We start from the raw sequence: 12,667 nt of genomic DNA on the forward strand, positions 1-12,667 counted from the left end.
GGCCATGGTGGGGAGAACCACCAAGCTCCTGGACGAATTACAAGCCGACTTGGAAGCAGAGGGAGATCCGAAGGCCGAGGCCATCAAGATCCTCAGATCTGAGAGTTGGACGCTCACCACGCCACGCAGCTGATACACAACCCCTCCTCCGGGAGGGGTTTTTTATTAACAAGAATGCATCTGAACTTGAGGCTTAAAAATATTTCTGACCATTGGGCTGACGTGACCCTCCACCCTTCACGTTGAAGTCTTTTCCATAACTCTCTTGCATCATCAACATGGTGATAAATCGTTCTGGTTTTTAAGAGAGCTGGTTCACCTTTGATCGGTCGACCTTTGATCACTTCAATGTGGCGTTCAAGGTAACTACGACCTAAAACATCTTTGAACTTGAGATACCAATAACCCTCAGGGTCAGATAGCCAGTGCGTCTGGCCATGTCGTGCGGCCCCCAGCATCGAGCATCATCGATCAGTACTTATGTTCTATCAAGGAAGCCAGGCCTTCTATGAGTGCAAATGCCTAGTACGTGTAGCTCGGAATAGCTAAGGGCAAGAGACACACCCCGTGGATGATGGGGAGGGGGCCCGAATCGCAGGGGCACTTAAGGCGGGAACCCATAATTTCGGCCTTCTGATACCAATGGATCTGACCATACTTCTTCGTGCTCATAACCCGAAGGTCGGGAGTTCAAATCTCCCCCCCGCTACCAAATCAAACTCTTGACAGGGCCTCAAAAAGGCACTGTTTTATTGACCTGAACTGCGAAGTTCTAAGACTGACAAGACCCAGCAAAGTGCTGCTAAAAGGACAGAAAAAAACAATGCTCACCGTAGGTCTGGTAGTTGCGCCTACCAGAGCAATCAGAGCCCGGTACACTCAAGTGAGGACATAAGCCATAAAAAGTTTCAGTTACGGCAACCTTTATGAGAACCTCCAGATATTGGCCAAGAGCGACATCATTTCGTGATCGTTGTCACAACATAAGTCAAAAAAGTTTGGCTGAATAGGGGCAACCAAAGGAGAGTTATGAGCGTTGAGATGGGATCGGCGACCTGCCTGCATCTGATCGAATCAAAGAACCACATCGAAGCGGCAATGGTTGGTGTTGCTCACCTAGAAGACGCTGAGTCTCTCAGGCATCAATTACGTTGCATCCATCGCCAGCTGGAAGGCATGCATGAGATGGAAAGAATCCACGCTGCCACTAGGCTGCCTGTGGTTGAGGTACTGAAGCCTAGACCCATACGCTGACACCACGCAGATCCCGGCATCGAGATCCGCGAATCAGCACCTATCTTCTAAAGCAAAAACCCAGACTCAGACGTATTCCCTGGTGAATCACCATCTTGGTTTTTTGTCCAGCGATACCAAGTGGGCTTTTGATTGATTTTTTCTTTGATTCTTTTTCTTATTAGCTCAATGTCTTTTGCATTAGGCTCCCAGTCTTTATAAAGGTCACTTGGCCACTGCTCTTTTTTGAATTGACGTTCTGGATCTGGACGCATACCTCTGCATTTCATTTCCTTGATCAGGTCTAAATATCTTTTATGCAAATACTTACCTTTGTTGTAGAAGAACTTAACGTGACCAATATTTAAGGTGAATTCTTTGGGTAGCTGTTCTTTGGTTCTCTGCCAGTTTTTTGACTTTAATGAGCGTTGGAGTGCGGAGCCAACCATAAAAATTTCTCTATATTCCGCAACTAAATGTTGATCAGATAATTCACTTGGCTTGACCAAATTTATTCTTGTCATACAAAAGATCTTATTTGAAAAGGGTTCAGTTATTCGAGCTCTCTGAAACTTTGGCCTTAGAAGCATCGATGCTTGTCTTGGTGGTGGTGTCAGTCGACTCAGACGTCTTCTCTGTTGAAACACCGTCGTGCTTGAGAAAGTGATCTCCAGAACACCCCATCGCGTGAATGGGAGTGCACAGCAATAGAGCGGCAAACACGGTAGCTAGAGGAAAGATCATTCTGTTGATTGTCAGTACCACTTTTCTACTCAATCAATGACTGAAGTGACTAAGAGCCCTCCAAGGGACTGTTGATTTCCATCGATCGACCATTGATCACTTCAATATGACGATCCAGCTAACTGCGACGTAAAACTTAATTGAACTGAGGAGACCAAAAACATCAGAGTCAGATGGCCTGTGCGTCTAGCCATAACATTCAGCTCTCGAGAAGGAGATCCATGGATCAGTACTTAGGTTCCAAAGCAAGAGCCGCGAAATAGCTAAGGCGAGGAGAGGTGCCCCCGGGCCAGATTGGGAAGGAGGATTTATCGTGAAAGTCAAGTAGTGATTGGCAGTTTAAAAGCTCTAGTGACCGGAAGGGAAAACAGCCACATTTGGTGAACTCACAACTCGAAGGTCGGGAGCTCAAACCTCCACCCCGCTACCACCACTTAAAAGTCAGGGGAGGAGGTTGATGTTGACCTGCAAATGAGATCGGAAATTAACAGGAGAGGAAAAACTTGCCGAGTTTGCTCTATTGTTACCAACTTTTAGCATTAGTTTCAACACGGTCTTTATTTGCGCTGAAGCCTAAAAAGGGTCTCAACTGTTCCACGGTGTTGGAGTTCATCAGCGCACCCACTTGAAGTGGAGGCCGCAGGCGAAACGGAAAGAAGCGATCAACGACAGGTTCGATCACTTCGGATCAAAAGAATGGCCACTCGAAATTCCAGAACGTCCTGATGGCGTTCAGGCAAACAGAAAAACTGAGCCACTCAAGAAGCTAATGGTCTAGTAGACGACTTCCGTCTTCTGCATGACTTTCGTCTGATGAAAGGTGAAATCACCCAATCCAGCCATCCAGGTGGGAGGCAGCATTGGAACGCACCAAACTGCGAGCAGCCGGCAATGCCGGTTCAAGGTACTTACTAGAAAAAGGCGGTAACGCACGGCTGCGCAGCCAGGTTCCCCAGCGGAATTCGTGATATGGGATCAATGGTTCTGGACGTATCAGCCCTTCACTTTTGAGCTTCCAAGCAAGGCTTCGGTAGGGGTCGTCCTCAAGCATTAACAAGCTCTTAGGTAAACCCTGCGGCAATAGGGGGCCATGGCCTCGGCCGTTGTAGAGATACAACCAACCACGGTCGGCCAAAAGCTGAAGGCTCTCTAAATCATCCTCAGTAGGACAATTTTCGATCAGATATCCATAGGTGGTGGCGTCTTGGTCAAGATCCAATAGTGCTCGTAGGCGGTGATGACGATCAATCATCCACAGTGAACCTGAACCGTTGCCTACAAGGGGAACGGGCTTACCTTTCAAATATTTTTTTTGATCATTAGGGCTTTGTCCACGGAAATCGAGCTGACGACTCTTCACTTCCGCTAAGCCCACGCACCACTGGGTGGGCTGGAGTTGAGCCACGGAAACCTCAAAAAGCTCAAAGCCTTCATCAGCACCGGGGATCCGCTTATAGCTGGGCAGATGAAAGGACAAACACCTATGGCAGGTGCCATCATCCTGACAAAGCCCAAAAAAATGCCTCTAGACTTACTCAGCTAGGCAGGCAAGAACCTCTCAGAGTGAGGTAAAGAGATGAAAGAGACATAAGCATCTTGTGTAGGAACAAATGATTAGAACTGGTTTGTGGAATGATGCTTTGTACGGATTCATTGCCAATCCACTGCTACCTGATCAATGCTTGTATTCGCCTCTAATAGTAGGAGTCTTATTTATTTTTAGCGATGGAATTGAGCGCGTAGAATAGAGATACAGAATATTAACAATGGTTAAAAAGTTCTTTCAGCTGAAAAGGCCACTATCCAAAGAGAAGCCTAATTGTCACTTTTAAGATCAAGCCTAGAGCTCGAATGATTTTGCAAGAAGTCGAGCTTGTTTGACAAATTCAGCAATCTGGATTGAATCAACTGCTGCTCGCTGCCCATTACTGACTGCACGGTAATGATCGGCTACGGCCCAAGCAGTGGTATGAAGATCAAGCTGGAATCGTGGGATCAGATGCAAATGCAAATGATGAGCTCCTTCTCCAAAAGCAATGGTATAAACCCTGTCGCACTTGGTAAGCCGTTGTACAAGCCCACTACCAATTTGCATTGCCTTCCCCCAAGATGCTGTTTCATCGGGTAGGAAATCAATAGGTCCTGCCAAGTGACGACGTGAATCGAGCAGTAGCCAACCAAGCAAAGGAGCTGGTGCTGGATGATGGCGAAAAACCCAATGAGTTGTGCGAACAATTTCATAGTTAAATTGATCACTAGCGCTGCGATGGTGTTCACAGACTCCACAATTTTGCATAAGTAGAATCAAATACTATATTTTAAATAAAACAAGTTCAAATCGAAGGCGGATGAGATCAAACAAAGCATGATAACAGTTGTTTATGCACTAAAGAAATTCCCAGCAGAGTTAGACCTCCTGATAGTTCCTCAGCAATAGATCAGCACCATTGTGGATCACATCCACAACACAACCATTATTAACAGAACCATGGGCGTGATCAAATCGTATGAGCTTAGTGCTGAAGGGAGAGAGGGAGAACTACCTCATCAAAGTCTGAGGGCATATGACTCTTGTCTACAGCGCTGAGATCCACGCAAACAAAGTAGTCAGTAGAAAGCTGCCTTGCATCGATTAGGCCTGTGATTGGTCGCTAGATCAATGGGGTGAGAGCATGCTCAGCCAGTCGAAAGGAGATTTCTAAGGCAGTGATTTGGATGGGCAACGTCGAAGGAGGTTCTCATCGCTGGCCAATGGTCGCTTAAACAACGTTATAATGTTGATCTCAGCTGAACAAAGTTGTGCGGGGGTTAATGAAGTTAGAGCCCTGGATGAGCAGCGATTGCCCAAACCAAAGGAGCAGCACCGGCAACGATTGCGCTCAGAAGTTGGGCAATGATAACAACGACCTGCTTAGAACTCATAACAAAGGCCTGGGGGTTCTGGGCAAATCCGGATCACTGGGATCCGGACACTCGCAGGTCTCGACTTCACCGCATCCAGAGCAATAAATCTCTGCGAAGATCTCCTCACTGTTGCTAGTTTCGATTTCTTCAATATTGGTGTTGCCTATAGGTGGCGCAAAATCGAAGCCACTTAGCAACTCCCGAATAAGCAGACGAAGTTCTTCAGGGTCATCCGTAGTGTTAACCCGAGCCTGCGCTCCTTCTACTGCTAGAAGCCTCATTGCTGGAAGTTGCTCAGATCCTTCTGAAATTGGGGTCCCCATTGCCTGAGGTTGAACTGGTAATCATTAATAGTGATACAGACCTGAACAAGAACTTGTGTGGACTGTGAGCATCTGAACACTAGACACACCTGTCTGAAGACTTAATTTAGCTAGATCGCGGAGATGGGTCGCTATCAAGAAAAATTGGCTGAGCTACAATAAGAAGATCGTTAGAACATGCCTAGGAGAACTAAAAAACTGAAATTTTAGATTCGATTATATTAAATATAGGCATAAAAAATTCAATCTCATTGTTTAATTTCGCAATAGCCCAAACACCTCTACGATGACTGAGGACCAATAAAAAATTACTAATTCAACAGAATCGTCAGTTACCAATGGATAAACATTGCTGCCCAGAGGAATAAGCAATTAGATGTCGAAGGATATTGTTGGTTTGGGCACACAAAATCAACAACTCAATGTGCTTTGGAAAAGGATTTGACAGTGTAGGCTATAATGCTTAGATACAGTATCAATTGCCCTCTCCATGAGGGGGGTTGCATTTATCCATGGAATGAATCATGACTGTAACCAAGTCCAGTCCAGCCAACAAAAACAGCATACGCAAAGTCCAGCTGATACCCAGAAGCTCGCATTCAGAGCAGGTGAGACTTGTGAATACAAGCCTTCCGGGCATAAAAGTAATCTCAAGAAAGGATCTATGGAACGACTTTAGGAATCGATTAAAAATAAACAATTATGAGATTGGATTACTGGCAAACGATCTAAATAAACTTGCTCAAAGAATTCAACCATTGATTATCAATGCAATTGATACTGTAGAGGGCGTTATTAGAAGTTTCAGGAAAGCGCTTCATATGGACTCAAAATAGCAAAAGATTTTCTTATTGCCAAGAACACAAGAGCTCTAATCGTTCAATATGCTGCATCATTTCATTAGGCAAATGGCAAATTTACTACTAACAACAGATTATCAACAAGGGTTCCATTAAAGGGAATCAAATAAATAGAGTATGCCAATACAATAAATAGATTAATCCTAGTCATTGCCACTGAAGTATAAAGGAAAGATCCTCTATGATCCGGTAAGGATAATCACATTAATCCATTTACAGGGCCAACTAAGTTAATGCGTCTTGACCCCAAGTTAATTTTTTAAAGGGATTAAATGAGCATAAGCAACAAACCTCTGGAACTAGAGTCTTCAGGAGATGTGAAGGTGCAACCAACGGAAATCAAGTACTAGTCATCAGTAGATGCAGCTTATACGGTGAAAGAATTTCTGGAGAAAGATCCTTCATTTCTAATGCACGTATGATCCTCCCAAACACGTAAGCTTGTCAATATCTAACCATTCCGAAGTTTTGGAGGCGAATACATGACTGAAAGCACATATAATGCAAATGCTAGCAGGATAACCATTGGTAAACTGGGAAACAAAGAACGGATTGACATCATGAATAGGAAGAAACGAATGATAGATGCGCACATGAACTAGAAGCATAGGGATTATGCTAGTAAGGACTTATGAAAAAACGAAAGGACATAATATTATTAATCACGCAAGCAATGAATCAGTCAAGATAGAAATGAACATGCAAATCGAGCAGAAATAAGGCCAGCTAACAGCACTGTTTAGCAGCTCTAATCAGGTATAAAGTCAAGACAACAAGTATTCGCTGGACAATACGGTATAATAAGAAGAATTTGATTTTAATGATGGGTAAGACCAAGCAACATAAAAAACTCGTAAGTTGGGCTGAAAAAGCCGAGCTATGTGCGACACGAGAAGAAGCTCAAAAGCTCATACGCAAAGCTGAAAAGGCACACGCAAAGCTAGAATCTTAGAAGATGTCTGCTCTTGAGCTCTAGCAGAGTTGCCAGTATTAAGGCTAATATCTCTAGTCAACAACCTGAAGTTAATTGGATTAACTGAGACTGCGTACGAAGCAATTTGATACCGGCGACAAAGAGTTCTCGACTAGGAAATTAATTTGAGAATGAAGCACAAGCAAACCATTGCTCTTCTTAGAACATAAAATCAAGTTGCTTGAGGGTATCTGTCGGTGAATGGGTAGGTTAATCCTGGCATCGGTCTCAAGTATGACTCTGGGGAATGTCTTTTCAAGGTACATTTTCAAAACTATCGCGTCTGGGGGGATAAGTGCTATCACTAGCCTTGAATGTTGCTAGATATAGCAAAGAAACTATCAATGAAATTGCTGCAGCTGTTGCAATGAAATAAGCGAGCATCTGCATCAGATCAACGAATCTAGGTACTGGGACGCTACATCCAAGCAACCGCGAGAATCTTCATTCCGTTGTCTTTCTCATTGATATTAGGCATTTGATCCTCCAAAAGTAGATTTCAAACCAAAATGATTATCAACGAGAGGCCACGAATGGCGCGAAAACCAGCAAAGGGCAGCTCGTAACAATATATACACAGTAAAACATTAGAGCATGAGCTCGTCTTTTCTAAATCAATTATGGAAATGAAAGCCGAGTAACCAGAATGAGATGTAAAAGCAGAAGATAGAGAACGTTAGCTACAAATCAAAAAGATAGGTTAATTTACCTCCTTGCAAAGAGCGTATAGAATAGGAAAATATCTTAACTACAACCTTACAAGGAGTATCATAGACCTAATGTTCAGTTTTGCACGAAAGTAACGCGTTAATGAACAGCTTAGTTCTTATATACAACAGATACTGTCTTACCAGTAGTATGTATTGCCTGTATTTCAATCACAAGAAGAGTACATGCTATACAACTGAGCAAAAGTGAATTAACAACAATAATGTTAAATCATTAAACAGTAGAAAAGTCAAAAACACTCAATTGAAAGAATAATAAAACCATTTAACTATTCTTTAGAGGAAACAGTTAAGGCATATTCCTCTTGTAAAGTAAGGCATAACTTATAGATATATTTGATTGCTTACAAGGGATTTGATCGCAAATTATCTGCGATCCATTAGAATAGTATGCAATTGAGTTAACCGGGATGATATTTGCACATCTCGAGATTTTTAAAAGATTAATATTATTTTTTAGGACCATTTATATGCACTAAAAGATTATTTCAGCAATATCCAAGCAAAACTAAAGAGCTCAACAATATCGTCTACACTAGTGACAGAGGCTAACCCCATCAGCTCAAAACAATCCATGCTTAACAAGCATACAACCAAGCACCCAGAATTTCTAGCTCAATCCAATGACAACTATTCACATTCTCGACAACTTAGAGCCTTTTCTTAACTCTGTTGGGCGTATCTACGAGGTAGGCGGCGGGATTATTACTGTTTTAGCGATCCTTTGGATTCTAAACTTCGTTGCAGGACTAATCCGTAACACCTATTCGGCTGGATACTCATTGGGTAGATTTTACAGAGCATATATCCATCGCTATTTAAAGACTATCGTTGCCGCACTTCTATCTCTAATAACAAAGAAAGTTTCCAATTCATCTGATTCTACAAAAGAAACCATCAAAGCGTAGATTCAATTAAGAAGAATGATAGGAAGCAAAGTGATTTGGCAATAGATTAAGCAAGAACAGGAAGGGAGCAAAATAATTCACTGGCCATTAGTGATAATTTTAAGTCAGCAATACAAAAATATTATTCAACACAACCACCAAGAAATGGAAAATGCAAATAAATAAGGCCTTTGAGGTAGTCTATTGGTGGACTAAAATAAATAAAACTAATGCTAAAAATAGTGACTTTAAAAAGGCTAGAATGACTCTCTTTAGGATGCTTCTTCTAAATGCCATGGGTATCATCACAAATAATCAATTAATTATAAAATCTTTGATTCGAAGAACTGGAAGCCTATTACAATCAAAGAGTATGCAGATCTAGAAAAATATACAGAACGAAAAAAGTTATATTGGATCAAAAGTAGACATTTGCTTTAATTCCTGCAAGAATGATTGGTATTCAACCCATTTTTGTTGGTTAGACACTCGGGCATCAATGTTGTTCTCAGTCTTGGTCATACTCCACATCCTTGCAGCTACGGTTTGGACTGGAGGACAGTTGATTTTAAATCTAAGGGTCCTGCCAGAAGCTCTCAAAGAAAAAAGTGTGTCTAAGGTGCGCTCATTTGAAAAGATGTTCGAGCCCTTAAGGGTGACATCACTAGCAATTCAAGTCATTAGTGGTCTCTGGTTAACATGGATCTATCTACCAGGAGGCCGAGGACTTTTTACATTTCAGACACCAATTACATCCCTACTAACAACAAAGTTGATCTTGTTGGCGATCGCCTTTGCATTGGCTCTGCATGCACAAATAAGACTCATTCCTAATCTCAACGACGACAATCTTATTGAATTATCTTGGCATATTCGTAGCATTACAACAGTATCGATTGCCTTTGTGATTGTCGGTGCAGGTATCAGATTAGGAGGATTCTGAATTAACTAGAATCGAAAATAGTTTCGTATTACATTTCTATTGATTGGATATCTAATCAGACATTAAGACTAGATAGTGAGCTGGCCGAGTGAAGGGATAAGCGATTAGATATCCTACCTTCTTTTTCAAGATCCTGGCTAGCTCTATAAAGGCATGTGTTCATAGAACTGACTCAACCATTTGTCATGACAAATTGTACTGAATAAGTACCATTCCTTTCCAGCCCAAACATTCACCGTCGCCCATGAATCTATTGACATTCTTGAAAATCAATTACTAACCCAACAAGTACAAAGTTAAAGCCAATTACCTTATCCCTCCAGATGACTCAACAACTGCTTGATATGGAGCTTGCTGAGCTTTTCTCGTGGACATTTCATACCCGCTGGCTAGAAGGTCCTCCATGTATGTGTGAAGAGTGTCTGCGCGCTCGCCGTCAAGCACCTCATAGTGAATTTGGATGGGTTTGTCAACACCAACTATTCGACAGTTAAGCAAGGATTAGACTAAGAGCATAAATCAATATTAATACTTGTTGATGTAATGTATTTAGGCCGCATTGATTGTTTATTACACACTTAAAAAAAACTTCGTACCCATTGATATTGCCTAAACTTGGTTATGACTATTTTCAACAATAGTGTTTTAGCGCTTATGTCTAATAAAAAGAAAGAAGTAGATTAAGAATTCCAATCAATCAAAAATGTCTTGTGATAATGTAAAGGAGTTAATTATTTAAGGCATTAATTATTGATCGCTATCATTCATTCTAATAATATAGATCGAACCGAAGGCTAAGTATGTATGGGTTTTACGCCTCGGCCAAGGCAAGTCAAACAAGTGTGATATGTAACAGGCGAAGACTTCAAATAGCCAACACCACCACAACGTATACAAACAGATGAACTCTTAATATGTGAAGCTTTGAGAAAGCGAGGGTCTGTCACGTGGGAGGGTTTGAGTGTTGTCTTCATTGTTCTTACTATGAAACAGGTGTGCAAGCACCTTGACATTGACTTACTCACCATTACAGGCCAAACCCCTCTACACAAGCCCCGGTAGGAATAATCTTCACCAATAGACTTGTATAAAACCTCAGCAGACAAGAGTCATTATTGCCTTAGGCCTTAGGCAAAATCCTTTTTTTATTCGGTGCAAATAGTGATAACTTCGACTAATGTCAATATATTGGTGCAATGCATATAAAGCAAAAACCAGTAAACGCCATTAAGCTTATGCCTCAGATCCCATTACTATTGCCAAAAATCAACGACATGAAACTCCCGGCAAAAACTGCCCTAACAGCTGGAATTGCAACAGCTGTCATCATGATTCTTCCTTACATTATAAATCTGATGTTTACCGTGCTTCCTGGGTTCCTAGGAGCACTTACCAGCATTGTAACGCCTATTTTCACAGCAGCGGGGCTGGCCTGGTTGATCACCTACATCTGGACAAAGCGGTAAAAGAATATATCTCTAGGCAAGAATGATTTCAAACAGTAATAAAATTGCAATAATGGTTTATTTGTTCATGAAATAGTTGCTCAGTATATATATTGGGTTTGTTTGCAAAAGCACGGCAGGCTCACTTGATAAAGCACTGGTTTTGACAATACTCACACAATTAGCGTTACAGTCTCAGGTATAAATAGTGCTAGCGAAGCATCTCCAAGGCCCCTATCGATCAAATGAAATAAGTAAACTCAGCTAAACGTTAGCTAATATGCAAAGTAGAAAGGTGCGTAGTATTAAAACCAAGATTCGCAAATTTATGCACTATCCTAAGCCATAATATCCTTAAGGTTATTAGCATGCAATTGCATTCGATAAAAGCATCGAGATTGCAACGTCTACTTATCTCTAACCTCGATCTTAAAGACTTGATCATCTTTCTTACGGATAACCTTAATCACTATCAATACTCTCTCCCTGCAAACTAAATATAAAGAGTCAAGCAAATAAATTGGCCAAAACCTTTCCAGGCAAGGCCCTAGCTCCAGCAGCCAAAACTGGTTCAAGCCTGGCAACGACAAAAACACCTGCAGCAACTAGGGTTGTTGCATGAATGAGAGCCGAGGCAGGAACGGGTGTTTTCAACACATCAGGCCGCCAGATATACAATGGAAACTCTATTAGTTTTGCAATTGGTCCCATAATAATAAGGAAGCAAAGGAGAAGAGTCGTTGGATTTGAAAGCTTACCGCTGATAATCGCTTCTTCGAGAAGGGGGCCACTTTCATCAAATCCAAAACTTCTGGTCACCCAGAACAAACCAAGACTACCAAGTAGAAATCCAACGTCACCAACACGGTCTACCAGGAAAATCTTTTGGGTTGTTTTGGAAGAGCCATTGGTGTCGTACCAAAAACCAACTAGAAGGTATGAAGAGATCCCAACCAGCAGCCAAAAGAAAAACATCTCTAATAGGTTTGGACTTAGGGCTAGACCTAATAAGGCACTAGTAAAAAAGCCTAGATAAGTAAAAAAACTCACATAGTTTTTTTTGCCCACCATATAAATATGTGCGGACAACATCAACAATATTCCTGCAGTGCTAATCAGTGCAAGCATCTCGGTACCAATGCCATCTACAACAAAACCAATCTGTAAATTGAGATCAGTTAAGCCTGGCAAGTCGAAGATCACCTTACTGGCAACAGTTCCAGCCCTTTGTTCCGCAAGAAGGGCGTAACTGAGTACAGCTGCTGCACCAACACAGCTAACTAACAGGAATGAAACCGGCTTACTCAGTCGGTTCATGGTGAGCTTGAAACTGATCAACAAAAATCCTACAAAGCATGCACCTGCCAAAGGCAGCACTGGAATTAACCAAGCAAGTTCTGAAGGTAAAGGCATTAGCGAATTTAGTGAAGTTAGAAGTTGCAAGTTCCTTTGTCAGGTCGTCAAGTCCAACCAAGAAAATTAAGCCGAAGACACCAAACATGGAAATTGGAGAATTTCATCCATCACTAATAGGACGATTTTCCCTGTTGGTAGCAAAGCCTGAGCAAGCCGCCAAATAGATCCTTAGCATTTGGACATGAGGCCAAGACGATGAAAAGGCACGTCG

At 41.9% G+C, this 12,667-nt stretch carries 11 protein-coding genes; 5 read left to right on the forward strand and 6 right to left on the reverse strand.

Annotation, left to right across the window (positions count from 1 at the left end; translation table 11 throughout):
* The first annotated feature begins 4 nt into the window (after positions 1-4).
* Positions 5-133 (forward strand): hypothetical protein, encoded by a 129-nt coding sequence (locus tag AKG35_RS13620; RefSeq protein WP_268869577.1) that lies wholly within the window; start codon positions 5-7, stop codon positions 131-133.
* Here AKG35_RS13620 and AKG35_RS12285 read toward each other — a convergent pair.
* A complete protein-coding gene (locus AKG35_RS12285; RefSeq protein WP_011130219.1) occupies positions 114-458 on the reverse strand; it encodes a DUF1651 domain-containing protein in 345 nt (114 codons plus the stop codon). The genes AKG35_RS13620 and AKG35_RS12285 overlap by 20 nt on opposite strands.
* Before the next feature lie 583 nt (positions 459-1,041).
* Between AKG35_RS12285 and AKG35_RS04385 the strand changes: the two genes are divergently transcribed.
* A complete protein-coding gene (locus AKG35_RS04385; protein ID WP_155728080.1) occupies positions 1,042-1,254 on the forward strand; it encodes a hypothetical protein in 213 nt (70 codons plus the stop codon).
* A gap of 47 nt (positions 1,255-1,301) precedes the next feature.
* Here AKG35_RS04385 and AKG35_RS04390 read toward each other — a convergent pair whose 3' ends face one another.
* The 4 genes from AKG35_RS04390 to AKG35_RS04405 all read right to left on the reverse strand — a co-directional run bounded on the left by AKG35_RS04390 (position 1,302) and on the right by AKG35_RS04405 (position 5,204).
* Positions 1,302-1,757, reverse strand: a complete 456-nt coding sequence (locus tag AKG35_RS04390; protein ID WP_041384997.1) for a pyrimidine dimer DNA glycosylase/endonuclease V — start codon at positions 1,755-1,757, stop codon at positions 1,302-1,304.
* A 1,046-nt stretch (positions 1,758-2,803) separates the two neighbouring features.
* Positions 2,804-3,454, reverse strand: a complete 651-nt coding sequence (locus AKG35_RS04395; RefSeq protein WP_041384350.1) for a ParB-like protein — start codon at positions 3,452-3,454, stop codon at positions 2,804-2,806.
* Between the two features lie 363 nt (positions 3,455-3,817).
* Positions 3,818-4,273, reverse strand: coding sequence for a diadenosine tetraphosphate hydrolase (locus AKG35_RS04400; protein WP_011130222.1), 456 nt, complete (start codon positions 4,271-4,273; stop codon positions 3,818-3,820).
* Between the two features lie 622 nt (positions 4,274-4,895).
* Positions 4,896-5,204: a hypothetical protein gene (locus AKG35_RS04405; RefSeq protein ID WP_041384352.1), complete on the reverse strand. Its 309-nt coding sequence runs from the start codon at positions 5,202-5,204 to the stop codon at positions 4,896-4,898.
* 3,947 nt (positions 5,205-9,151) lie between these two features.
* On the opposite strand from AKG35_RS04405, the gene AKG35_RS04425 reads away from it, so the two are divergent.
* The gene (locus AKG35_RS04425; protein WP_011130224.1) at positions 9,152-9,595 is read left to right on the forward strand and encodes a CopD family protein; all 444 of its coding nucleotides are present in this window, start codon (positions 9,152-9,154) and stop codon (positions 9,593-9,595) included.
* A gap of 1,235 nt (positions 9,596-10,830) precedes the next feature.
* Positions 10,831-11,061 (forward strand): photosystem I reaction centre subunit VI, encoded by a 231-nt coding sequence (locus AKG35_RS04430; protein ID WP_157859812.1) that lies wholly within the window; start codon positions 10,831-10,833, stop codon positions 11,059-11,061.
* A gap of 486 nt (positions 11,062-11,547) precedes the next feature.
* Here AKG35_RS04430 and AKG35_RS04435 read toward each other — a convergent pair whose 3' ends face one another.
* Positions 11,548-12,357, reverse strand: a complete 810-nt coding sequence (locus AKG35_RS04435) for a proton-conducting transporter membrane subunit (protein ID WP_236069659.1) — start codon at positions 12,355-12,357, stop codon at positions 11,548-11,550.
* A 38-nt stretch (positions 12,358-12,395) separates the two neighbouring features.
* On the opposite strand from AKG35_RS04435, the gene AKG35_RS13180 reads away from it, so the two are divergent.
* Positions 12,396-12,620: a hypothetical protein gene (locus tag AKG35_RS13180; RefSeq protein WP_162009598.1), complete on the forward strand. Its 225-nt coding sequence runs from the start codon at positions 12,396-12,398 to the stop codon at positions 12,618-12,620.
* The last annotated feature ends 47 nt before the right edge of the window (positions 12,621-12,667 follow it).

The organism is Prochlorococcus marinus str. MIT 9313, from assembly GCF_000011485.1.
Taxonomy (GTDB): domain Bacteria; phylum Cyanobacteriota; class Cyanobacteriia; order PCC-6307; family Cyanobiaceae; genus Prochlorococcus; species Prochlorococcus marinus_D.

Bases quoted from the DNA above. Each gene is read 5' to 3' on its own strand.
- AKG35_RS13620 (WP_268869577.1), top strand. From the start codon at position 5: ATGGTGGGGAGAACCACCAAGCTCCTGGACGAATTACAAGCCGACTTG.
- AKG35_RS12285 (WP_011130219.1), bottom strand. From the start codon at position 458: ATGCTGGGGGCCGCACGACATGGCCAGACGCACTGGCTATCTGACCCT.
- AKG35_RS04385 (WP_155728080.1), top strand. From the start codon at position 1,042: ATGGGATCGGCGACCTGCCTGCATCTGATCGAATCAAAGAACCACATC.
- AKG35_RS04390 (WP_041384997.1), bottom strand. From the start codon at position 1,757: ATGACAAGAATAAATTTGGTCAAGCCAAGTGAATTATCTGATCAACAT.
- AKG35_RS04400 (WP_011130222.1), bottom strand. From the start codon at position 4,273: ATGCAAAATTGTGGAGTCTGTGAACACCATCGCAGCGCTAGTGATCAA.
- AKG35_RS04405 (WP_041384352.1), bottom strand. From the start codon at position 5,204: ATGGGGACCCCAATTTCAGAAGGATCTGAGCAACTTCCAGCAATGAGG.
- AKG35_RS04425 (WP_011130224.1), top strand. From the start codon at position 9,152: ATGTTGTTCTCAGTCTTGGTCATACTCCACATCCTTGCAGCTACGGTT.
- AKG35_RS04430 (WP_157859812.1), top strand. From the start codon at position 10,831: ATGCCTCAGATCCCATTACTATTGCCAAAAATCAACGACATGAAACTC.
- AKG35_RS04435 (WP_236069659.1), bottom strand. From the start codon at position 12,357: ATGAACCGACTGAGTAAGCCGGTTTCATTCCTGTTAGTTAGCTGTGTT.
- AKG35_RS13180 (WP_162009598.1), top strand. From the start codon at position 12,396: ATGCACCTGCCAAAGGCAGCACTGGAATTAACCAAGCAAGTTCTGAAG.